This is a genomic window from Streptomyces formicae (assembly GCF_002556545.1).
Taxonomy (GTDB): Bacteria; Actinomycetota; Actinomycetes; order Streptomycetales; family Streptomycetaceae; genus Streptomyces; species Streptomyces formicae_A.
In genome coordinates, this window is record NZ_CP022685.1 from 3,609,001 (window position 1) to 3,631,878 (window position 22,878).

Consider the following 22,878-nt stretch of genomic DNA (forward strand, 5'->3'; position numbering starts at 1 on the left):
CGGCGTGTGGCGAGTTGCAAAGACTCCGTTGCAAAAACTGTTGCAACGGAGTCTTTGCAACTCTACGCTGCTGGGCATGACGGAAGACCCGCAGCCGCCGACCCGCAACGTCCACCACCTCAACCCACGTTCACTGCGCGGCCTCGCGCACCCGCTGCGCATGCGCCTGCTCAGCTCCCTGCGCCTCGACGGACCGGCGACGGCGTCCCAACTCGCCGCCCGGCTGGGCGAGTCGAGCGGTGCGACCAGCTACCACCTGCGCCAGCTCGCGGAGTACGGATTCGTCGAGGACGACCCGGAGCGCGGCAAGGGAAGGGAGCGGTGGTGGCGCTCCGCCCACCAGGGCACGCGCACCGACGAGGACCTCATCCGCGACCGCGACCCCGAGGTGCAGGGCGCGCTCAGCACGCTCCTGTACGAGTACGCCGCGCAGCGCGCGCAGGAGGTGAACACCTGGATCGCCACGCGGCACGAGTGGTCACAGGAGTGGGACGAAGCGGCGGACACCAGCGACTTCACCCTGCGCCTGACGCCCGCGCAGGTCCGCGAGCTGAGCCACAAGGTGAGTGAACTCATGGAGAGCTACCGCGACTTGGCGCCCGAGGAGGGCGCACCGGACGCCGCCCAGGTGCGCGTGCACTCCCACATCTTCCCCGCCAGGCCACTGGCCGACAACGACTGAGAGGGGCACGTCATGCACGCCGACATCCACCTGATGCTGCACCGCGAGCGCGCCGAGGAATTACACCGCACGGCACCTCCCCGCCCCCAGCGCCACGCCGTGCTCCGCGCTCAACTGGGCTGGACCATGGTCGAGTTGGGCCTCCGGCTGATCAGCAGCTCGGGACCTTCTCGCCCTTCTCCAGGGCCCGCAACGCGTCGACCGTGCCCGACAGCGTAGTGATCGGGATGAGCTTCATCCCCTTCGGCAGCTCCGCCTGAGCGTCCCCGCACTCCGCCTTCGGGACCAGGAACACCTTCGCGCCGTCGCGCCACGCGCCCTGCGTCTTCATGGAGACGCCGCCGACCGGGCCGACCTTGCCGTCGGCCTTGATCGTGCCGGTGCCCGCGATGCTGCGGCCGCCCGTGAGGTCGCCGCCGCTGCCGTCGCCGTCCAGCTTGTCGATGATGCCGAGCGAGAGGAACAGGCCCGCGCTGGGCCCGCCGATCTTACCGAGGTCGGCGTCGACCTTCACCTTCTCGGTGCCGTCCATGCCGTTCGCCTTCAGATACGCCAGGGCCGCCTTCGTGGCGTCGTCCTGCGACTCCTTCATGTCACCGAGGTTGTGCTTCTCGACTTCCTTCTCGTTGTCGCCGACCGGGTAGACGGCCTCCTTGGGCATCACCGCCCGGTCGGTGCGGAACCAGCCGTCGAGCACGTCGCCGAGGCGGACGTCCATCTGCGGCCCCGTGGCCACGATGGTCGTCATCCGCAGCTCGCCCTTCGTCTCCCGGGTGGGCGCGCCGGTGATCTTGAGGACCGGCTTCCCCTCGTACTTCCCGAGCACGTCCGCCGTCCCACCGGGCTGCGCCACGGCGAACGGCAACGGCGCGAACCCGGCGACGGCGAGCAGCGCGACGACGGGGAGTGCGCAGAGGGCGATGGCCTGGGGACGCGTGAGACGAGAGAGGGAGGAGAGCACGGTGCCAATCTAACGTGCTCCGGCCGGTCGGCTCCGGGGTGCTGCCCGTCGCCGGCTGCGCCGGGCTCGTCCTCAATCGCCGGACGGGCTGATATTCCTCGGCTATTCCTCAGCTATTCCTCAGCGCAACGCGTCAGCGACCTCGCGCGCCGCGTCGACCACCCGCGGCCCCACCCGCTCCGGAACCGAGTCCGACAGCATGACCACCCCCACGCTGCCCTCTATCCCCGTCACCCCCACCAACGCCGCCGCGGCCCCGCTCGCGCCCGCCTCGAGCTCCCCGTGGGTGAGCTCGTAGCCGGGGTCGGTGACCAGGCCCTGGCGGGCGGCGAGGATCGCGCGGCCCGCGGCGCCCCGGTCCAGGGGGTGACGGAAGCCGGTCCGGTAGGCCACGTGGTAGTCCGTCCACGTCGGCTCCACGACGGCGACCGCGAGCGCCTCCGTCCCGTCCACCAGCGTCAGGTGCGCCGTGGCCCCTATGTCCTCGGCGAGCGAGCGCAGCGCGGGCAGCGCGGCCTCCCGCACCAGCGGGTGCACCTGGCGGCCCAGGCGCAGCACGCCGAGGCCGACGCGGGCGCGGCCGCCCAGGTCCCTGCGGACGAGGGCGTGCTGTTCCAGCGTGGCGAGCAGGCGGTAGACCACGGTGCGGTTCACGCCGAGCTTGTTGGACAGCTCGGTGACCGTCAGGCCATGGTCGGTGTCGGCCAGCAGCTTGAGGACGCGCAGTCCTCTGTCGAGCGTCTGGGAAGTCTCCGCGGTCACGACGCCCACTCCTTAGGTGAGGGTCGGCGGCCCCCCTACGCGGCGGTTGCGTCGCCGGTCCCGTGGGCGACGCGCGTCAGAGGCCGCCGGTCGGAACACCGGCTGCGCTCCGCGGCGGCGCTGCCACGGGGCGTGTGCTTTGCGGGGACATTAGCGAGGCCGTCCCGCTGAGCGGAAGACTTCGTCCAGAATCCGGGCACCGCGGCGCCCCTAGCGCCCCCACTTGCCCCGTTACGCGGGGCACACGGCACGGAGGGCTTGCACGACCTCCGCACAAGCCCTCCGCAGTCGGAACACCCCGCTCCCCGCCCCGCCCGGGCCGGAAGGGGTCACTTCATGCGGGTGGCCCACTCCTGGACCTTCTCGATGCGCTGCCGCAGCTGCCCCGCCGTCGCCTCCGCGCTCGGCGGCCCGCCGCAGGTGCGGCGCAGCTCGGTGTGGATCACGCCGTGCGGCTTGCCGCTCTGGTGGACGTACGCGCCGACCATCGTGTTGAGCTGCTTCCTGAGCCCGAGGAGTTCCTTGTGGGAGACCACGGGGCGCCGCTCGGCGGGCAGTTCGAGGAGGTCGGCCTCCTCGTCCGGCTTCTTCTTGCTGTGCGCGATCTGCCGGGCCTGCCGCTTCTGGAGCAGCATCTGCACCTGGTCGGGTTCGAGGAGCCCGGGGATGCCGAGGTAGTCCTGCTCCTCCTCGCTGCCCGGGTGCGCCTGCATGCCGAACTCGGCGCCGTCGAAGAGGACGCGGTCGAAGACGGCCTCGGACTCGAGGGCCTCGAAGGAGAACTGTTCCTGCTCGCCGGTGTCCTCGTCCTCCTGCTTGTTCGCCTCGTCCATCTCGGCCTCGGACTCGGCGTAGGGGTCCTCCTCGCCGTCCTTCTTCGGCTTGTCGAGCACGTGGTCGCGCTCGACCTCCATCTCGTTGGCGAAGCCGAGCAGGTCGGGCACGGTGGGCAGGAAGACGGACGCGGTCTCGCCGCGCCGCCTGGACCGTACGAAACGGCCGACGGCCTGCGCGAAGAAGAGGGGCGTGGAGATGGTGGTGGCGTACACGCCGACCGCCAGGCGCGGCACGTCGACGCCCTCGGACACCATGCGGACCGCGACCATCCACCGGTCGGTGCCCTCGGCGAAGTCGTCGATGCGCTTCGAGGCGCCGGTGTCGTCGGAGAGGACGACGGTCGCCTTGGTCCCGGTGATCTCGCGGATCAGCTTGGCGTAGGCGCGCGCGGAGTCCTGGTCGGAGGCGATGACGAGGCCGCCCGCGTCCGGGATGGCCTTCCTGACCTCGGTGAGCCGCTTGTCGGCGGCCTTGAGGACGTTCGGCATCCACTCGCCGCGCGCGTCCAGGGCGGTGCGCCACGCCTGGCTGACCGCGTCCTTGGTCATGGGCTCGCCGAGCCGCGCCGCGATCTCGTCCCCCGCCTTCGTACGCCAGCGCATGTTGCCGGAGTAGGAGAGGAAGATGACGGGCCGCACGACGCCGTCGCCGAGCGCGCTGCCGTAGCCGTAGGTGTAGTCGGCCGAGGAGCGCCGGATGCCGTCGTTGCCCTCTTCGTACTGGACGAAGGGGATCGGGTTCGTGTCGGACCTGAACGGCGTACCGGTCAGCGCGAGGCGCCGGGTGGCGGGCTCGAACGCCTCCAGGCACGCCTCGCCCCAGGACTTGCTGTCGCCCGCGTGGTGGATCTCGTCGAGGATGACGAGGGTCTTGCGCTGCTCGGAGCGGTTGCGGTGCAGCATCGGGCGCACGCCGACACCGGCGTACGTCACGGCGACGCCCTGGTACTCCTTGCTGAGCGGGCCCGCGCTGTACTCCGGGTCCAGCTTGATGCCTATACGGGCGGCCGCCTCGGCCCACTGCTTCTTCAGGTGCTCGGTCGGCGCGACCACGGTGACCTGCTGCACGACGTGGTGGTGCAGCAGCCAGGAGGCGAGCGTGAGCGCGAACGTCGTCTTGCCGGCGCCGGGGGTGGCGACGGCGAGGAAGTCTCTCGGCTGCTCCTGGAGGTACCGCTCCATCGCGCCCTGCTGCCAGGCACGCAGCTTGTTCGCTGTGCCCCAGGGAGCGCGCCCCGGGAAGGCGGGCGAGAGGTGGTGGGAGGAGTTGGCGGCGGTGCTGGTGGTAGTCACGGTCTCCGGGTTCGCAGGTCGGCGGCACGTATGACAACCGGGCCACCTTACCGGTGATGTGTTGACGTACCCGTGAGATCGGGGCGGGTGCCGGGGCGGGTGCGACGGGTGTCACACGCTCACCTGCGAGGACGTCTCAGACGGTCCGCTCGGTGTCCGTCCGCTCCTTGAGCCGCGTGCCGATCCAGGCCCCGGCCAGGGCGACCGCCGCCATCGGCAGGAACACGGCGACGAAGGCGCCCGGGTGGGACGCGCTCACGTCGGAGGCCCCGTGTGCCGCGCCCACCGTGCCGCCGCCGAGCGCGGCGAAGGCGGCGCCGCCGACGGCGAGGAGGAGCACGTTCGAGAGGCCGTCGGAGATCTGGAGCGCGGCCGAGTTCGACCCGGCGTCGGCGGGCGGCGAGAGCCGGAGCAGCAGCACGCTCGTGGAGGCGATCACCATGCCCATGCCGAAGCACCCGAAGCCCCACGCGACCCCGACGATCCACACGGGTACGGACGCGATGAGGACGGTCGGCGCGGTGGCGATCGAGGCGGCGACGAGCACCATCCCGAAGGCGACGAGCCGCCCCCGGTAGGGCTCCATGCGCGGCCTGGACTGCACGTACGACCCGAGGGCCCAGGTCGCGCCGCCCACGGCGAGCGAGAGCCCGGCCATGGTGGGGCTCAGCCCGCGCTGGGTGACGAGCATCAGCGGTACGAACGACTCGGCCGCGATGAACGACCCGGCGGCGACGCCGCGCAGCAGCACCACGGAGGGCAGCCCGCGCGCGGCCCGGTACGTCCCCTTGGGCAGCAGCCCGAGGACGGCGGGCACGAGGACGGCCGCGCCGAGCGCGGCGGGCAGGAGCGAGAGCCACCGCAGGTCCTGCCCGGCGTACTGGAGCAGCCCCGCGCCCAGCGAGATCCCGAGCGCGAGACGGATACGACGCCGGTCGAACGCGGCGACGGGCGCGTCCGGGTCGACAGGACCGGAGGCGGTCCTGCGTATCGCGGGCAGCGCGAGGGCGAGCGGCGCGACGACGAGGAGGGGAATGCCGACGAACACCCAGCGCCAGCCGAGGTGCTCGGTGACCGTCCCGGAGACGAGGGGACCCACCACCGAGGGCACCACCCAACTCGCCGCGAACGCCGCCATGATCGACGGCCGCAGGTGCTCGGGGTAGGCGCGGCTGACGATCACGTACAGCGCGACGATGACGAGGCCGCCACCGAGCCCCTGGACGGCGCGTCCGACGATGAACAGCCACATCGCGCCCGCGGTCCCGCTCAGGAGCAGCCCCGCGGCGAAGAGCCCGATCCCAGTGGTGAGTGGCCCGAGGGGGCCTCGCCGGTCGGCCCACTGCCCGCTGAGCACCATGCCGAAGAGGCTGGTGGTGAAGTACCCCGAGAACGCGAAGGCGTAGAGCGAGACGCCGTCGAGCTCGCGGGCGGCGACGGGCATCGCGGTCCCGACGGCGGTCGCCTCGAAGGCGATCAGGAGGACGACGGAGACGATGCCGATGCTGAGGGCGCGGTAGGGCTTGGCCAGTACGCCGCCGGGTCCCTGCGGGGGGCTGGGCGGGGATGTGGGGTCGGCGGCGACGCCAGTGTCGGTCATGCGGCCAGAGTAAGAGGCGTAGGGGCGTGTTACCCCTGTCGGGAGGCGGGGTCTGGCTGGTCCCTTGGTCTTACGTCCTGCTGGCCCCTGGGCCTTCAGCGTTGGGTGTACGTGAGGAAGGCGGACCAGGCGTTCGGGGTGACGGTGAAGTGGGGGGCGGTGGGGGTTTTGGAGTCGCGGATGTGGATGGTGTGGGGGGTTGTGGCTACCTCGACGCAGTCGTCCGTTTCGCTACTGCTGCTGTAGCTGCTCTTGAACCACGCAAGCCCGGAGGCGCCCCCGACAGAGACCTTGCCGATCATGTTTCTCCCAGCATTCGCTCGATGAAGGCCAGCGACTCCCGTGGCCTGAGAGCCTGAGTCCGGATCATCCCATAGCGCAACTCCAGGATCCTGAGCTGCTTCGGGTCGGAGACAGGGTGGCCGCCGAACGCCCCCTCGGAGCGCCCAACTCCCGTGCCGTCACGGAACTTCAGCACTTCGATCAGGCCTCCCATTCCGGCATGGCTCTCACAGTCGAGCGGCATCACCTGGAAGGTGACGCCCCTCAACTGGGCTACCTCCGCAAGGTGTTCCAGTTGTCGCCGTAGCGCCATTGTCCCTCCGATGGAGCGCCGCAGCGTCGCCTCTTCCTGCACGAAGCTGAGAGCTGGGGTAGGCGAGCGCTGCAGGATCGCCTGCCTGCCCATTCGTGCGGCGACTCCTCGCTCCACCTCGCCTCGCGAGAAGGAGGGTTGCCGCATCTCGAAGAGCGCCCGCATGTGCTCTTCCGTCTGGAGCAGCCCGTGGATGTTGTGGTTGCTGTACAACCCGATCTCGACCGCTTGCGCCTCCAGCTTCGCCAAGTCCCTCGCCTTCTTCGGATACCTGGCCTCCCTCATTTCCTTCTTCATGGAGGAGATGAGCCCATCCGCCCCCAACACCCCGTCCACCTTGTCCAGGTACTCGGGACGAGGGATCCGTGCCCCGCGCTCGATCTTGCGGATGAGGTCCTCCCCGTACCCGATGATCTCCGCGAAGTCGGAGACGCGGAGTTCCGCCGCCTCCCTGCGCAGTTTGAGTTGTCGGCCGACGAACTCCACCACCGAACTGATCTCATCGCTCGGGTCAACGTCCCAACCCGGTTCGTCCATACCGTCGTTGCGTTCTTCCACCGCGCCCACCTCCGCCGTACCGTCCAAACCCAACGCGCACTCGTACCCGCACCGCGCCCGGGACAGCCGGGACAGGCCGGGACAAGTGCAGGACAAACCCGGTACGCACCCTCCGCACCGCTATTCACGCCACGCGCACCCAGCCACGCTGAGTGACATGAAGCGAGAATTCACCGGGACCAGGACGCTGAACCCCGAACGCCAGTTCACGATCCTGCTCTCCGCGACGCGCAGAGGCGCGCGCCTGGCGCGGCTCCTCACACGGGAACAACTCCGCAGCTGGGGAACGCCGTTCGAGGACGGCGAACAGATCGTCGCCGAGCTGGCGAACAACGCCGTGCTGCACGGCCACGTACCCGGAAGGAGCTTCCGGCTCGCGCTCACCCTCGCCGAGACGGCCACGCTCCGTATCGAAGTGACGGACGCGCGGGCGGAGGAACTGCCACAGGAGGCCGAACTCCCGGGCCCGGACGCGGAGTCAGGCCGAGGGCTCTTCCTGATCGAGGCGTACGCCAACCGCTGGGGGACGGATCTCGGGCCGGTCCCCTGCAAGACAATCTGGGCGGAAATCGACCTGTGAGCCCCACTTGGCCGGATCGAGGTTTCCACGTCCCGGCGGGCCAGGACTCGGTGCCGCCCGACATCAAGAACGTAAGAAACGAGGGTGAGAACCCTTCCCACCCACCCCAAACCCCGAGGCGCTCACTCGGACGGGTGATCGGCGCCAACTCAGCTGGCGCATATGCCAGTTCGCGGTGCAAGCTCGCCCTCGACAACCGAAGACATGGAACGGCCCCCGCCGGGACGGCAATCCCAGTGCGAGGGCCTAACACCAAGGAAGAAAGCACCTTCCCGATGACTGAGCAGCAGCTTAACGCGCCGCCGAGCGCGAGGCCCCCGATTCCCGCAAGCGGCATCCGACACATCAACCGCCGCCACCCGGACCGCTTCACGGTGGTGGGGAATCACCTCACCCAGCACCGAGGGCTCTCCCTCACCGCGATCGGCCTGGCGGTCCACATCCAGTCGCTGCCCGCAGGCGCCAAGGTGACCATCAAGTGCCTGGCGGACCGCTTCCCCGAGGGCGAGGTCCGCATCGCGGCGGCGCTGCGCGAACTCGAAGCGCACGGGTACCTGGCCCGAACCCGCGAGCGCCTGCCATCGGGACGAGTCATCACCCGCACGGTGTCGTACAACAACCCACCGGCGATGACGGCGAGCCCACCGAGCCCGCCACCCCGACCAACGCCTCCGCCTCCGCCTCCCACTGCCACCGCCGCACGCCCAGAGGCACCCGAGGCGCACCGCGCGGCCGCCGAACTCCTCATAGACCTGCGCCGCCACGACCCCCGCCTCCTGCTCTCCGCCCGCGACGTACGAGCCCTCGCCCCGGCGGCGACGGCCTGGCTGGACCGCGGAGTCACCCCGGAGGCGGTAAGCCGCACGCTCACGGCAAGGCTCCCCGCCACCCCGATCCACCACCCGGTGGCCCTGTTGACCCACCGACTGACCGAATTCCTGCCACCCCCACTCCCTGCCGCCCCACGCCCCTCCCGCCCGGACCCGCTCCAGAACTGCGAGGACTGCGACCGTGCCTTCCGCTCACCGGAGCCGGGCCACTGCGCCGCGTGCCGTGCCCGGAAACAAGCGGCCGCCTAGCATGAGAGCCATGACTCCCGCTTCGGGCCACACGGCCAGCCACACGTACCGGACCATGCGGGAGTTCGTGCAGTCGATGGACGACACCCTCCCGGGTAAATTCGAGATCACCAAAGAAGGAATCGTCCACGACATGCTGTCGCCGACCGGGCCTCACGAGCTCACCGCGCTGCGCATCCGGAAACGCCTGGAGAAGGCCATGCCGGAAGAGCTGGTGGCCCACACGGGGACCCCCGACGTGGAGGATCTGCCGCAGGGCATCATGCGGCACCCCGACGTCATGGTGATCGCCGAGGCCGACATGGAGATACAGGGCGCCTTCGACCCACGAACGGTCATCGCCGCCATCGAGGTCGTCTCCCGTTCCCATCCGGACAACGACTGGGTCGGCAAGATGCGGGACTACCCGCTCCTGGGCGTCCCCGTGTACGCGATCTTCGACCCCCGCACCGGCTCGGGCGCGGTCATGACCGACATCCATCCGACGCCGGAGGGCGCGCGCTACGCCACCCGCAAGGACTTCGTCTACGGCGAGCCCGTCACCGTCTCCGCCTGGACGATCCCCACGGACGATCTCCCGCGGTACGCCTGAGCGACGCCGGACGCTATCCGTCGTGCGCTTCGAGCTCGGTCGCCGATGTCTGCCGGGTGGCCGCCCACGATGCCAGGAGCGCCAAACCGTCAGCGGCCGGCGTGCCCGCGGGTGCGGTGTAGACGTTGAGGTGCAAGCCGGGTTCGGCGGGCAGGTCCAGGGACTCGACGTCCAGGTCGAGTTGACCCACCACCGGATGGTGCATCCGCTTGCGTCCGGACCGGTGCAGCCGCACGTCCTGAGACGCCCACCGCTGCCGGAACAGCTCGCTGCGCGTCGACATTTCGCCGACCAGGGCGATCAACTCCTCGTCGTGCGGATTGCGACCGGCCTCCATGCGGAGCTTCGCGGCCACGCCACGGGCAACGTGGTCGTAATCGACAAAGAAATCCCTGGCCGCCTCGGGGTGCAGATAGACGAACCGCGCCGTGTTCGCGGGCCGTCTCGGATCGGCCAGCACCGGTGAATACAGTGCGCGGGCGAGTTCGTTCATGGCGAGCACGTCATAACGGCCGTTACCGATCCAGGCAGGCGCGTCGGAAATGGCGTCGAGCACCTGTCGCAGTGTCGAGCGCACCGTCACGGCAGGCTTGCGTCGGCGTGGGCCGCCGGGCGCCTTGGACCGGCGCGCGAGGTGGAACAGGTGGTCGCGCTCGGCCTCGTCGAGTTGCAGGGCGGCGGCCAACGCGTCGAGCACGCCGTCGGAGGCACCGGCGAGGCTGCCGCGCTCCATGCGTACGTAGTAGTCGACCGACACCCCCGCCAGGAGCGCCACCTCCTCGCGGCGCAGGCCCTTGACCCGACGGTTGCCGCCGTAAGCGGGCAGGCCCGCCCGCTCGGGCGTGATGCGGGCGCGGCGCGACCTGAGGAAATCGCGGATCTCGGTGCGTGGATCCATCGTGGCCATCCCCTCACCGTAAACGGCCCCCGCGACCTAGGGGGTGCCCGATGCGGTCGTCGCGATCCCGCCGTCCACCGGGATGACGGCGCCCGTGAGGTAGGACCCGGCCCGGCTGGCGAGGAACACGGCGGTACCCGCCATGTCGTCGTCGCGGCCGAGCCTGCGCAGCGGGGTCGCCGCCGCGATCGTGTCGCCGACGGCGTCGAGCGTGGACGCCATCATCCGCGACGGGAACACTCCCGGTGCCACCGCGTTCACCGTGACGTGCTGCGGGCCCAGCTCCCTGGCGAGCACCCTGGTGAGCTGGTGGAGTGCCGCCTTGCTGCTGGCGTACGAGTAGTTGGGCGACTGGGCGACGTGGATGGCGGCGATGCTGCCGATGTTGATGATCCGCGCGGGATCATCGGCGGTGCCCGCCTTGCGAAGCGCGGGGAGCAGCGCCTGGACCAGCCAGAACGGCGACTTGAGGTTGAGGTCGATCACCGTGTCCCATGCCTCGTCCGGGAACGTCTCCAGCGGCTCGCGCCACATCGCTCCCGCGTTGTTGACCAGAATGTCCAGGCGTTCCGATTCTGCCTCGACGAGATCAGCGAGGCGCTGGCACTCGTCGTGCCGGGACAGGTCGGCGGGAATTGCTTGCACATCGCCGAATTCGGACAGCTGACGCTGTGCCTCCGCGCACGCGTCCTCGTTGCGCGAGCTGATGATTACGCGGGCGCCCGCCTGGAGAAGGCCGCGCGCGATCATCACTCCAATTCCCTTGGTGCCGCCGGTGACGAGGGCGCACTTTCCCCTCAGATCGAAAAGTTCGGTGTGAGGGGTGAATGGGTTGTCCGACATTGGTCTCAGTCCCTTGTGCCGTGGAGGGTGGATGCGCAAGCAGGTTGGCAGGCGCTTGGGGCGTCCGGGAGTCCCTGGTGGTACAGGTACTGCGAGACCCCCTCTTGCCTGATGCGCTGACGCGCTGGCGCGCTGCCGTACTGACGCACTGGCGCGCTGCCGCACTGACGCACTGACGCACTTCAGCGAGACGAGACGTATTGCATCGCTTCAACGCATGCGCCATCATGGCGACACCGGGCAGCGAGACGAAACGTCTCGTTGTCACGTCGCGGATGTGAGGAGCGGTGCCATGAATCAGCGATTCGTCCAGGTCGACCCGGCGGTGCGGTTGTGGTCCGAGGAGCGCGGCGACCCCCGGAACTCCACCCTGCTGCTGATCATGGGGGCCGGGGCGTCCGGCCTGGGCTGGCCGGAGGAACTGGTCGACGCGTTGGCCGCGCGTCACCGCGTCATCCGCTACGACCACCGGGACACCGGCCGCTCCAGCCTGAGTTTCGACACGCACCCGTACCGCGTCGTCGACCTCGCGTCGGACGCGATCGCCGTCCTCGACGCGTACGAAGTGGAACGGGCGCACGTCGTCGGTCTCTCCCTGGGCGGCATGCTGACCCAACTGCTGATCGCCGATCACCCCGAACGGCTGCTCAGCGCGACAGTGATGGGGGCCGGTGCCCTCAGCAGCACCCCTCTGTCGCACCCGGACGGCTCCCGAACTCCCGTGGACCGACTGCCGTCCATCGACGCACGGGTACTCGAACTGTGGTCCCGCCCCCACGAGGACCGTGGCCTCGAGGGCGAGCTGGACCACCGGGTGGAGCACTGGCGGCTGCTCAACGGCGACCAGATCCCCTTCGACCCCGAGGAGTTCCGGGCCCTGGAGCGCCGCGTCATCGAGCACGCCGGGCGCTACGAGGCACCCATGGTCCACGGGCGCGCGGACCACTCCGGCATGGACCGCACCGACGAACTCGCGCGCACCGAGGTGCCGACCCTGGTGACCTCCGCCCCGGCCGAGCCCGTCTTCCCGCCGCCGCACCCCGACCATCTCGCCCAAGTGATCGCCGGGGCGCGGCTGGTGGAGATACCGGGCATGGGGCACGCCCTGCCGCGCGCGGTCCACGCGCCTCTGGCGGCGGCGGTTCTCGCCCACACCCGGGCGGTGGACGCCCGCGTCCGGCCGGGGGCGGCGTCCTGACCTCGATCCCCTGGTAGGCGCAGCGCGACTTACTCCTTCACCCCACCCCAGCTCCCACCCACACCCGCCTCTCCCCCGCAGCACCCGACCACGCCCGGCTCTCCCTGGCCCCCCACTCGGCTCTGCGCGCCCGACCACGCCCGGCCTCGCCCAGCTCCGCCCGGTCCGCGCGCCCGCCTGTGCCTGGCCCCACCCGGCCTTGCGCGCCCCACCACGCCCGGCCCCGCGCGCCCGACCATGCCTGGCCCCACCCGGCCCTGCGTGCCCGGCCATGCCCAGCCCTGCATGCCCGACCACGCCCGACGCCTCGTGCCCGACCATGCCTGGCCCCACCCGACCCCGCGCACCTGGCCCCACCCGACCCCGCGTGCCCGGCCGTGCCTGGCCCCACCCAGCTCCGCCCGGCCCGCAGGCCCGACCATGCCCGCCCCCGCGCACCCGACCATGCCCAGCCCTGCGTGCCCGACCACACGCCCGACCATGCCCGGCCCCACCCAACTCCGCCCGGCCCGCAGGCCCGACCGTGCCCGACCCCTCGTGCCCGACCATGCCTGGCCCCACCCGACCATGCCCGCCCGACCACACCCAGCTCCGCCCGACCATCTCCGGCCCCACCCAGCTCCGCCCGGCCGCTCCCGGCCGGAAACAGCCCGCCCTCGCGGGCGGGGGCGGGTGGGAGGAGAGGTCAGCGCCACGACACAGGCCCACACCCGGCCCTGCTCGGCCCTGCGTGCCCGACCACGCCCAGCTCCGCCCGGCCCTGCCCTGCCCTGCCCGGCCGCTCCCAGCCGGAGACAGCACGCCATCGCGGGCGGGGGCGGGTGGGCGGGAGAAGGCGTCAGCGGCCCGGCGCAGGGCCATACGTGCCCCGGCCCCAAGCAGACGCCCCGCCGAAGCGACCCACCCGCCCAGACACGGAACGGAGCCGGACAGAACCCGAAACCTTCGGCCGAGGCCGACCCACCCCCACGAACGACATCCACCCAGCCGCATGCGGCACACCATCGCGGGCGGGGGCGGGCGGGCGGGAGAAGGCACCAGCGGCACGGCACAGGCCCACACCCGGCCCTGCCCGGCCGCTCCCAGCCGGAGACAGCACGCCCTCGCAGGCGGGGGCGGGCGGGTGGGAGGAGGCACCAGCGGCACGGCGCAGAGCCACACGCGCCCCGGCCTCAAGCAGACAACCTGCCGAAGCGACCCACCCGCCCAGACACGGAGCGGAACCGGACAGAACCGGAAACCTTCGGCCGAGGCCGACCCACCCCCACGAACGACATCCACCCAGCCGGAGACAGCACGCCATCGCAGGCGGGGGCGGGCGGGCGGGAGGAGGCACCAGCGGCACGGCACAGAGCCACACGCGCCCCGACCCCAAGCAGACAACCCGCCGAAGCGCCCCACCCGCCCAGACACGGAGGCGTCAACGGCACAGCGCAGAGCCACACCCGACACGGCGCAGAGCCACCCGGCACGGCACAGAGCCACACCCGGCACGGCGCAGAGCCACCCGGCACGACACAGAGCCACCCGGCCCAGCACAGAGCCCCACGCAGGACCGTGCATGCCCCAGCCCGCCGCAGGCCCCCGCCCCGACGACGTCCATCCGTGCGGTGATCTACGGAGCTCTGTTACACGGCCTACAACTAGCCGCAATGGTGGGTGTTTTACCTTTATTCAGCACTCGCCGGACGGCAGAGAGCAAAAGGGCTCAACCACGCGGATCCACCCGACCAGTGGACCCGCGGACCCGTGCCGTGCGAGAGCACGCCACCGCATCGTGAAGGGGAACCACGCCGTTATGCGCACCAACACCCACCGCCGCAGCGCCTTCCGTACCGCCACCGTCTCGATCGTCGCCGGTGCGGCCCTGCTGGCCCCCGCCGCGGCGGCCCTGGCGAGCACGCCCGCCCCGCAGAGCCCCGCCGTCGCACGGGCCGCCGCGGCCAAGGACGTGAAGATCGACATCGGTGCCGGTGTCACCATCACCGTCAAGGGCGGCAAGCCGTACTACAACGGCAAGGTCATCAAGCCGGGCGGGACCGTCGACGACGGCATCTACGTGCACCTCAGCGCCGACGGCAAGCGCCTCTACAGCAAGACGCAGGGCGGCGGCGTGCCGTACGCGATCTGGGACGTCAAGACCGGTAAGAACCTCGGCACGCAGAAGAACAGCCCCACCGCGAAGGTGAAGGCCGCCCTGACCGCCAAGCCGTCCGCCACGTCCGTGAAGGCCTGGCAGGAGCTGCGCGTCAGCGGAAAGGCGACCGGCATCAAGGCGGGCAGCAAGGTCACCCTGGAGCAGAAGCAGCGCGGCACCTGGAAGTCCCTGCCCGCCAGCACGAGCGTCAACAAGTCCGGCGCGTACTCGATGCGCGTCAAGCTCGGCCTCAAGGGCAAGAACGACCTCCGCGTGAAGAGCGGCGCGACCCTGTCGCCGGTCTTCAACGTCACGGTGCGCTAGAGCCAACCCCCGATGCGCCACGGCGCATTCCCCCAAGGCGGGCGGTCGCGGAATCACCGGAAGGTGGTCCCGCGGCCGCCCGTTCTAGCGTGCCGTCCCCGTCGTCCAGGTGACCGGCAGCTCGTGTACGCCGTAGATGTTCATGTCCGTCCTGAGCCTCACCTCGTCGGCGGGGACCGCGAGTTCGAGGGTCGGGAAGCGGCGGAACAGGCCCTCGAAGCCCGCGCGCATCTCGATGCGGGCCAGTTGCTGGCCGAGACACTGGTGGACGCCGTGCCCGAAGGCCGTGTGGCCCCGGGCCTTGCGGTGGATGTCCAGGGTGTCGGGGTTCTCGAAACGCGCGGGGTCGTGGTTGGCGGCGAGGAGCGAGGCGACGACGGTCGAGCCCTTGGGGATCGTCTCGCCGCAGAGCTCGATGTCCTCCGTGGCGACGCGATAGAAGATGTCGGCGACGGACAGATAGCGCAGGAGCTCCTCGACGGCGTCGGGCATCAGCTCCGGGGCGGCGCGCAGTTCGGCCAGCTGCTCGGGGTTCTCCAGGAGCGCGAACGTACCCAGCGACACCATGTTGGCGGTGGTCTCGTGACCCGCGAGCAGCAGCAGGAAGGCGATGCCCGTCAGCTCCTCGATGGTGAGGTCGTCGTCGCGGGTCAGGTCGGACAGGATGTCGTCGCCGGGCTCCGCGCGCTTGTCCGTGACCAGCCTGGACAGGAACGAGGTCATCCCCTCGTACGCGGCCACCTTCTCGTCGAGCGTCACGTCCTTCTCCATGAACCGGGCGGAGTTGCCCTGGAAGGCCGCCCGGTCCGCGTGGGGGACGCCGAGGAGTTCACAGATGACCAGCGCGGGCACCGGCAGCGCGAACTCCTTGACCAGGTCGACCGGCGGGGTGAGGCGCTCAAGCTCGTCCAGTTGCCGCTCGGTGATCTCGACGATGCCCTCTTCGAGCTGCTTCATGCGCTTCACGGTGAAGGCCCCGATGAGCTTGCGCCGCAGCCGCGTGTGCTCCGGCGGGTCCATGGCGATGAACACGCCCGGAAGCTGCGGGGACGGTTCGGTGGGCGCGGCCATGCCGGTCATCTCGTACGGGATGTGGATGATGTCGATGTCCTGGCGGGAGCTGAACCGGTCGTCGGCTATGAGCCGACGGACCGCTTCGTAGCCGCTGACGAACCAGCCCTCGTGGCCGTCCGGGAAGAGCACGGGGCTGACCGGGCGGCTCTCGCGCAGGCGGGTGATGCCGCTCGGCGGCACGAAGGGGCCCGCGTCGCGTTCCGCGGGAAGGCCGTTCGGGGTGGCAGGAACCGTGCTGCTCATGGAATGCCCTCTCGGTACGGGTGGGTGTCGCGGTCGATGTGGCTACGTTGACCGACGGCGCGGACATACGACTGACACGACGCTGACACCATCGGTCCGCCCGCCGCCAGAGGGCCGTTCATGAACGCCGCGTGGCAGTCCCGTTGCGCCACCCCGTGATCCCTTGAGGCCGCCGCGGGGCCCCGGCTACGTTCGAGAGGTCAGGTCAGCGGGTCTTCGCGAGGCACGCTGCGCGACTTGGCCGTGTGCCCGAGTGGTTGAGGGGCTGGATTGCAAATCCAGTTACGCGGGTTCGATTCCCGCCACGGCCTCCGGGTCCTTTGCCGGATGGCAAAGGACCCTTGGCCGTCTCGCCCCCCCCAACTGCTCCTGTCCGGCTGTCAGTTAGCCGTTCGATTCTTGTAACGAGCCGGGATCTTGCCCGGTCGCCCCGACATACTCCGGGAACGGCACCTCGGTGCCACGAGACCACTCGGTTCCAGGAGGAGACTTGCGCGACCACGTGAAGAGAGCCTGCGCGGCGACCGTCGCCACGGCCGCCGCCATGGCGCTCACGGCGGGCATGACGGGCCCCGCGTCGGCCCAGCGGAACGGGCCCTTACGGCCCGGCGACACGGGTGCACGGGCGACCGGCACCGCACAGGAGCACCACAGGATCACCCTCATCACCGGCGACCGCGTCACCGTCGACGCCAAGGGGCGTGCGGTCGGGTTCGCCCCGGCGAAGGGCCGCGAGCACATACCCGTCCGCACGCACCGCTCGCCGAACGGCCACACCCTCGTACTCCCCGCGGACGCCCAGCGCCTGGTGGCCGACGGGCGCGTCGACCAACGGCTCTTCGACATCACGGAGTTGAGCAAGAAGCGCAACCGCGCGGCGCAGTCCAAGGGCCTGAAGGTGATCGTCGGCTACCAGGGTTCCGCCCAGGCCGACGCGAAGGCCGACGTCCGGGCCGCCGGGGACACCACCGTCCGCCGGTCCCTCAAGACACTGAACGCCGACGCCGTCACCACCCCGAAGCAGGACGCGGGCGACCTGTGGAAGGCCCTCACCGGCGAGCGCGGCGGCGCCCGCACCACCGCGTCCGGCATCGCGCACGTCTGGCTCGACGGCACCCGCAAGGCGACCCTGGACAAGAGCGTCAAGCAGATCGGCGCCGACAAGGCGTGGAACGCGGGGTACGACGGCAAGGGCGTGAAGATCGCCGTCCTGGACACCGGCGTGGACGCCACCCACCCCGACCTCAAGGACCAGGTCGCCGCCGAGAAGAACTTCACCGGCGCCGCCGACGCCAAGGACCGCTTCGGGCACGGCACGCACGTCGCGTCCACCGTGGCGGGCACCGGCGCGAAGTCCGGCGGCACGTTCAAGGGCGTCGCGCCGGGCGCCAAGCTGCTCAACGGCAAGGTCCTCGACGACGACGGATTCGGCGACGACTCCGGCATCGTCGCGGGCATGGAGTGGGCGGCGGCCGAGAAAGCCGACGTCGTCAACCTCAGCCTCGGCGGCGGCGACACCCCCGGCATCGACCCCCTCGAAGCCACCGTCAACAAGCTCTCCGCCGACCAGGGCATCCTCTTCGCCATCTCGGCGGGCAATGACGGAACGCCCGGTTCCGTCGGCTCCCCCGGCAGCGCCGACGCCGCGCTCACCGTCGGCGCGGTCGACGACAACGACAAGCTCGCCGACTTCTCCAGCCAGGGCCCGCGCGTCGGCGACGGCGCCATCAAGCCCGACGTGACCGCCCCCGGCGTGGACATCACCGCCGCGGCCGCCCCCGGCTCCGTCATCGAGAAGCAGGTCGGCCAGAACCCCGAGGGCTACCTGACGATCTCCGGCACCTCCATGGCGGCGCCGCACGTCGCGGGCGCCGCCGCGCTGCTCAAGCAGCAGCACCCCGACTGGAAGTACACCGAGCTCAAGGGCGCCCTCACCGCGTCCACCAAGCCCGGCAAGTACACCCCGTTCGAGCAGGGTTCGGGCCGCATCGCCGTCGACAAGGCCATCGAGCAGTCCGTGATCGCCGACCCCGTGTCGGTGAGCTTCGGTACACAGCAGTGGCCCCACACCGACGACAAGCCGGTCACCAAGAAGGTCACCTACCGCAACCTCGGCAAGGACGCCGTCACCCTCGGCCTCACCCTCGACGCCACCGGGCCCAAGGGCGACCCGGCCCCCGCCGGGTTCTTCACGCTCGGCGCGGACAAGGTCACCGTCCCCGCGGGCGGCACCGCCTCCGTCGACCTGACCGCCGACCCCAAGCTGGGCGCGGCGCTCGACGGCGCCTACTCCGCGTACGTCGTGGCGAGCGGCGGCGGCCAGTCCGTGCGCACCGCGGCGGCGATCGACAACGAGGTCGAGCGGTACGACGTGACGCTCAAGTTCATCGGCCGCGACGGGAAGCCCACCCCGAACCACCAGAGCTCGTTCTCCGCCATCACCGGGGCCGACAAGGGCCTCAACCTCTTCCCCAACGACCCGTCGGGGACCGACACCTTCCGCGTGGCCAAGGGCAGTTACCTGCTCGACTCGGCGATCTACGTCGACCCCGACAACGGTGACAAGGGCGTCGACTGGCTCGCCGGGCCGACCCTGTCCGTCGACAAGGACACGACCATCACCGTCGACGCCCGCACGACGAAGCCCGTCGACATCACGGGCCCCGACCCGTCCGCCGACCTGGCGTTCCTGGACGGCCGTTACTCCTACGAGGGCTACGAAATGGGCGCCCTCAACATCAGCTCCTTCCAGAGCATGCGCACCGCCCACCTCGGCCCCGAGGTGCCCAAGGGCCTCGGCCAGCAGTGGCTCGGCACGTGGCGCAAGGGCGCGGACACGCGGTACGACATGCTCATCGGCGGCGAGGTCAAGAAGCTCGCGACCGGCTACACGCGGCACCTGAAGCGCGCCGACTTCGCCACCCTGAAGGTCGGCATGGGCGCCTCCTCACCCGGCCGCACGGGCGCCCTGTCCGTCGCCGGATACCTGCCGCTGGCGGGCGGCATCTCGCCGATCCTCCCCGCGCAGAAGCTGCCGCGCACCCAGACGGTGTACGTCTCCGCGCTCGACGGCGTGCGGTGGGGCATCGACTTCGACCAGTACGGCGACAAGAACGCGGACGGCGACCCCGCCTGGGACGGCGCCTACCGGATGCTCCCGGAGCCCTTCACCGCGGGCCGCGCGTACGCGAAGTCCTTCAACACCGGCGTGTTCGGCCCCGCCCTCGGCAAGGACAGGGGCGGCATCTTCCGCGAGGGCGACAAGCTCGGCGGCAGCCTCGCCGTCGTCGCCGACGGCAAGGGGCACACGGGCTGGAGCGCGTACGCGTCGGCGAAGTCGACCCTGTACCGCGACGGCACGAAGATCGCCGAGAACGGTGACCCGCTGACCGGCGAGGAGACGTTCACGGTCCCGGCGGAGGACGCCGCGTACAAGCTCACGACCACCGTGAAGCGCGACCCGAAGGTCGCCGCGGTCTCGTCGCGGGTCGACGCGAGCTGGACGTTCCGCTCCAAGAGGGTGACCGGACAGACCCAACTCCCTGCGTCCACCGTCCGCTTCACCCCCGAGCTCGACCTGAGGAGCCGGGCCGCCGCGGGCGCGACCCAGTCCGTCCCGGTCGAGGTCCAGGGCTCGGCGGCGGGTGCGGGGAACCTCAAGTCCCTCGCGGTGTACGTCTCCTACGACGCGGGGCGCACCTGGCAGAAGACGCCGGTCCGGGGCGGGAAGATCTCGGTGAAGAACCCGGCGAAGGGCAAGGGCATCGCCTTCCGCGCGAAGGTCACGGACAAGGGCGGCAACACGTCGACGCTGTCCGTGTACGACGCGTACTACGGCAAGTAGCCCGCAACGCGGCACGCACGGCAGCGCGCCGCGCGCGTGAGCAGAGGGTGACCCCGCCTCGGGGTCACCCTCTGTTCGTCGGCCTCTGTTCGTCCGCCCTCGCGTCAACTCCCCTTCACGACTGCGCGGTTGCCCGGACCCCCGGCCCGTCTCGGCGCCACAATGGCGTCAGGGCGACGCGCGCGAACCAGGGGCGAGAGGTACCGGGTGGAGGCTGGGGACTACATGAACGCGGCGAGCAACGCCGTGGCCGGTGGCGCCGTCGCCGTCGCCTGGTGGCAGGCCCGGGTGGCCAAGGAGGCGACCGACGCCCAGCTGAAGGCGCAGCGCGAGCAGCAGGACCGGGCCAGGGGCGAGCGGGACCGGGCGGACTGCCCGCAGTTCATCATGCAGGAGACCGACGTCCGCAGGGGCGAGGGCGAAGTCGTCGAGGTGGTCGCCGTCCTCAAGCAGACGGCGGGCTCGGACCTGGACGAGGCCAGGGTCACCGTTCACCTGAACCACGAACAGGCCCATGTCATCGGCGGCGCCGACGACGGCACGTTCCTCTGGCTGCACACGGGCACCAACGCCCTACGGCATCTGAAGCTGCTTGCGCAGGACGTGCACCGCGGACACGGCGGGCAGCTGGAGATCCGCGCCGACCTCGTGTGCCGCGAGACGGGCGGCGGGCGGACGTGGACGTGCCGGGTGTTCGGCTATCCGCAGGCCGAGTGGGAGCAGATCCTGGGGAGCGTGGCATCGCCGTCGCCCTCCGGCCCGGTGGGCGACACGGAGGGCGCGGAGGACGTGGGCGACGCGGACGACGTGCACGGCCTGGTCGCCCCCGAGGGTCCCGACGCCCCGGCCGCCAGGAGTGCCGTGCGCGTCACGCCCACGCCCCCGGGGACCACGCCCTTCCCGGTCTCGCCTCGCCGCCGGGAACGGCTCCCCTCCCTGGCGCACTGGCGGACGACCCTGCCCCACCCGGCCGACGACGCCAGTCGGCCGCCGTACCCCGTCGTCCTGCAACCGACCCTGGTCCACCCCGAGGACGTCGGCCTGCTGGCCGTCACCCCCGTCCTGACGAGCAGCGCGGGGCGCCGCGCCCCGGAGGACGACATCTGGTGACCCATCCGGTGACCCGGCCGGCGCCCCCTCAGGACGCCGGGTCGATCCGCGCCTCGTCCAGTCGCGCCAGGATCGCGTCCACGGTCTCCGCCACCGTCAACTCCGAGCTGTCCAGCCAGAGTCCGAGCTTCGGGGTCGTCTCGCGCAGGCCGGTGTCCAGGTCCTCGACCGTCCACGCGCCGTAGCCCGTCTTGCCGCGTCCCGCCTCGCGGGCGGCGACCGCCTCGGGGCGCGGGGCGAGGACGACGACGTACGCGGGACGGGTCCTGATCAGCTCGACGTACGTCTTCAGGGGCGGGCCCAGGATGACGTCCTGGACGATCGCGGTGAAACCCGCGTCGGCGTACGCGTCGGCCGTGGAGGCGGAAAGCCGGTAGCGGAGCAGGAGTTGGGCCTCCGCCTCGCCCCCGGCGTCGGGTTCGTACGCGACGCCGCCGGAGACGATCATCCGCCGGTAGACGTCCCCGCGCACGTGCACGGCCTGGTCGCCCCCGAGGGTCCCGACGCCCCGGCCGCCAGGAGTGCCGTGCGCGTCACGCCCACGCCCCCGGGGACCACGCCCTTCCCGGTCTCGCCTCGCCGCCGGGAACGGCTCCCCTCCCTGGCGCACTGGCGGACGACCCTGCCCCACCCGGCCGACGACGCCAGTCGGCCGCCGTACCCCGTCGTCCTGCAACCGACCCTGGTCCACCCCGAGGACGTCGGCCTGCTGGCCGTCACCCCCGTCCTGACGAGCAGCGCGGGGCGCCGCGCCCCGGAGGACGACATCTGGTGACCCATCCGGTGACCCGGCCGGCGCCCCCTCAGGACGCCGGGTCGATCCGCGCCTCGTCCAGTCGCGCCAGGATCGCGTCCACGGTCTCCGCCACCGTCAACTCCGAGCTGTCCAGCCAGAGTCCGAGCTTCGGGGTCGTCTCGCGCAGGCCGGTGTCCAGGTCCTCGACCGTCCACGCGCCGTAGCCCGTCTTGCCGCGTCCCGCCTCGCGGGCGGCGACCGCCTCGGGGCGCGGGGCGAGGACGACGACGTACGCGGGACGGGTCCTGATCAGCTCGACGTACGTCTTCAGGGGCGGGCCCAGGATGACGTCCTGGACGATCGCGGTGAAACCCGCGTCGGCGTACGCGTCGGCCGTGGAGGCGGAAAGCCGGTAGCGGAGCAGGAGTTGGGCCTCCGCCTCGCCCCCGGCGTCGGGTTCGTACGCGACGCCGCCGGAGACGATCATCCGCCGGTAGACGTCCCCGCGCACGTGCACGGCCTTGTCGAGCCGCTCGGCAAGGGCCTGCGCCACCGTGGACTTGCCGGACGCCATGATGCCGGTGATGACGACGACGCCACCGGGGTCAGAGGTGCTGGTAGTCATGACGCCCATCGTGCCAGCGCACCCGACGCCACCGCCTCCGGATTACCGGCGGACCGCCGCCGCGCGGGCCGTCCCTCACACCGGGCACCTGCTCGCCCTCCGCGTCACCAGGCCCTCAGAAGAGCCACCGCACCGGCCACCGAGAAGATCGCCCCGCCGACCCGCACGGTCGTCACGCTCTTCGGCCACATCCGATGCTGGTAGGAGAGCATCTGGAACCAGTCGGCCGCACGGCACACGTTGGTGGCAAGCACCGTGCCGCCCACGAAGGTGAACAGCCCCCAGCCCGCCACGACCGCCCGCCCGCG

The 22,878-nt window shown here is 71.2% G+C and carries 20 protein-coding genes, 1 tRNA gene and 1 pseudogene; 10 read left to right on the top strand and 12 right to left on the bottom strand.

The genetic code is table 11. From position 1 onward, the window contains the following. Window positions 1–76: 76 nt before the first annotated feature. Complete coding sequence (locus KY5_RS15530) at window positions 77–682, top strand: ArsR/SmtB family transcription factor (RefSeq protein ID WP_098242809.1); 606 nt, start codon at window positions 77–79, stop codon at window positions 680–682. Window positions 683–833: 151 nt separating this feature from the next. On the opposite strand, the gene KY5_RS15540 is transcribed toward KY5_RS15530, so the two are convergent. From KY5_RS15540 to KY5_RS15565, 6 genes are all read right to left on the bottom strand, one after another. Then, window positions 834–1,643: a S16 family serine protease gene (locus tag KY5_RS15540; RefSeq protein ID WP_098242811.1), complete on the bottom strand. Its 810-nt coding sequence runs from the start codon at window positions 1,641–1,643 to the stop codon at window positions 834–836. A gap of 120 nt (window positions 1,644–1,763) precedes the next feature. Next, window positions 1,764–2,405 carry an IclR family transcriptional regulator gene (locus KY5_RS15545; RefSeq protein ID WP_098242812.1) on the bottom strand — a complete coding sequence of 214 codons (642 nt, stop codon included), beginning with the start codon at window positions 2,403–2,405 and terminating at the stop codon, window positions 1,764–1,766. A 329-nt stretch (window positions 2,406–2,734) separates the two neighbouring features. Next, the gene (locus KY5_RS15550; protein WP_098242813.1) at window positions 2,735–4,534 is read right to left on the bottom strand and encodes a DEAD/DEAH box helicase; all 1,800 of its coding nucleotides are present in this window, start codon (window positions 4,532–4,534) and stop codon (window positions 2,735–2,737) included. A gap of 136 nt (window positions 4,535–4,670) precedes the next feature. Beyond that, entirely contained in the window at window positions 4,671–6,134 is a 1,464-nt protein-coding gene (locus KY5_RS15555) for an MFS transporter (protein WP_098242814.1), read from the bottom strand. 95 nt (window positions 6,135–6,229) lie between these two features. Continuing rightward, a complete protein-coding gene (locus KY5_RS15560) occupies window positions 6,230–6,436 on the bottom strand; it encodes a DUF397 domain-containing protein (protein WP_098242815.1) in 207 nt (68 codons plus the stop codon). After that, on the bottom strand, window positions 6,433–7,266 hold the full coding sequence (locus tag KY5_RS15565; protein WP_098242816.1) for a helix-turn-helix domain-containing protein: 834 nt from the start codon (window positions 7,264–7,266) through the stop codon (window positions 6,433–6,435). Before KY5_RS15565 ends, KY5_RS15560 begins: the two co-directional genes overlap by 4 nt. 178 nt (window positions 7,267–7,444) lie before the next feature. Between KY5_RS15565 and KY5_RS15570 the strand changes: the two genes are divergently transcribed. From KY5_RS15570 to KY5_RS15580, 3 genes are all read left to right on the top strand, one after another. Then, window positions 7,445–7,867: an ATP-binding protein gene (locus tag KY5_RS15570; protein ID WP_098242817.1), complete on the top strand. Its 423-nt coding sequence runs from the start codon at window positions 7,445–7,447 to the stop codon at window positions 7,865–7,867. A gap of 275 nt (window positions 7,868–8,142) precedes the next feature. Then, window positions 8,143–8,946 carry a DNA-binding protein gene (locus KY5_RS15575; protein WP_098242818.1) on the top strand — a complete coding sequence of 268 codons (804 nt, stop codon included), beginning with the start codon at window positions 8,143–8,145 and terminating at the stop codon, window positions 8,944–8,946. Window positions 8,947–8,956: 10 nt separating this feature from the next. Further along, window positions 8,957–9,538, top strand: coding sequence for a Uma2 family endonuclease (locus KY5_RS15580; protein WP_098242819.1), 582 nt, complete (start codon window positions 8,957–8,959; stop codon window positions 9,536–9,538). A gap of 13 nt (window positions 9,539–9,551) precedes the next feature. On the opposite strand, the gene KY5_RS15585 is transcribed toward KY5_RS15580, so the two are convergent. Beyond that, on the bottom strand, window positions 9,552–10,436 hold the full coding sequence (locus KY5_RS15585) for a helix-turn-helix domain-containing protein (protein ID WP_234363179.1): 885 nt from the start codon (window positions 10,434–10,436) through the stop codon (window positions 9,552–9,554). 36 nt (window positions 10,437–10,472) lie between these two features. Beyond that, complete coding sequence (locus tag KY5_RS15590; RefSeq protein ID WP_098242821.1) at window positions 10,473–11,279, bottom strand: SDR family oxidoreductase; 807 nt, start codon at window positions 11,277–11,279, stop codon at window positions 10,473–10,475. Between the two features lie 292 nt (window positions 11,280–11,571). On the opposite strand from KY5_RS15590, the gene KY5_RS15595 reads away from it, so the two are divergent. Beyond that, complete coding sequence (locus KY5_RS15595; protein ID WP_098242822.1) at window positions 11,572–12,477, top strand: alpha/beta fold hydrolase; 906 nt, start codon at window positions 11,572–11,574, stop codon at window positions 12,475–12,477. A 1,798-nt stretch (window positions 12,478–14,275) separates the two neighbouring features. Beyond that, complete coding sequence (locus KY5_RS43075) at window positions 14,276–14,938, top strand: hypothetical protein (protein ID WP_199843093.1); 663 nt, start codon at window positions 14,276–14,278, stop codon at window positions 14,936–14,938. Between the two features lie 84 nt (window positions 14,939–15,022). Here the strand turns inward: KY5_RS43075 and KY5_RS15605 are convergent, their stop codons facing one another. Continuing rightward, window positions 15,023–16,255 (bottom strand): cytochrome P450, encoded by a 1,233-nt coding sequence (locus KY5_RS15605; protein ID WP_098242823.1) that lies wholly within the window; start codon window positions 16,253–16,255, stop codon window positions 15,023–15,025. Window positions 16,256–16,494: 239 nt separating this feature from the next. On the opposite strand from KY5_RS15605, the gene KY5_RS15610 reads away from it, so the two are divergent. The 3 genes from KY5_RS15610 to KY5_RS15620 all read left to right on the top strand — a co-directional run bounded on the left by KY5_RS15610 (window position 16,495) and on the right by KY5_RS15620 (window position 21,209). After that, window positions 16,495–16,566 (top strand) — tRNA-Cys (locus KY5_RS15610). Between the two features lie 179 nt (window positions 16,567–16,745). Further along, complete coding sequence (locus tag KY5_RS15615) at window positions 16,746–20,099, top strand: S8 family peptidase (RefSeq protein WP_234362740.1); 3,354 nt, start codon at window positions 16,746–16,748, stop codon at window positions 20,097–20,099. A gap of 225 nt (window positions 20,100–20,324) precedes the next feature. Continuing rightward, entirely contained in the window at window positions 20,325–21,209 is an 885-nt protein-coding gene (locus tag KY5_RS15620; RefSeq protein WP_098242824.1) for a hypothetical protein, read from the top strand. A gap of 28 nt (window positions 21,210–21,237) precedes the next feature. Here KY5_RS15620 and KY5_RS15625 read toward each other — a convergent pair. Beyond that, window positions 21,238–21,693, bottom strand: a pseudogene (locus KY5_RS15625) (phosphotransferase); the annotation flags it as partial. A gap of 42 nt (window positions 21,694–21,735) precedes the next feature. On the opposite strand from KY5_RS15625, the gene KY5_RS41790 reads away from it, so the two are divergent. Next, on the top strand, window positions 21,736–21,984 hold the full coding sequence (locus tag KY5_RS41790; protein WP_159072531.1) for a hypothetical protein: 249 nt from the start codon (window positions 21,736–21,738) through the stop codon (window positions 21,982–21,984). Between the two features lie 28 nt (window positions 21,985–22,012). Here the strand turns inward: KY5_RS41790 and KY5_RS15630 are convergent, their stop codons facing one another. Together KY5_RS15630 and KY5_RS15635 are read right to left on the bottom strand one after the other, a co-directional pair. Further along, complete coding sequence (locus KY5_RS15630; RefSeq protein ID WP_098247276.1) at window positions 22,013–22,570, bottom strand: AAA family ATPase; 558 nt, start codon at window positions 22,568–22,570, stop codon at window positions 22,013–22,015. Window positions 22,571–22,674: 104 nt separating this feature from the next. Continuing rightward, the gene (locus KY5_RS15635; RefSeq protein WP_098242825.1) at window positions 22,675–22,863 is read right to left on the bottom strand and encodes a hypothetical protein; all 189 of its coding nucleotides are present in this window, start codon (window positions 22,861–22,863) and stop codon (window positions 22,675–22,677) included. Window positions 22,864–22,878 lie beyond the last annotated feature (15 nt).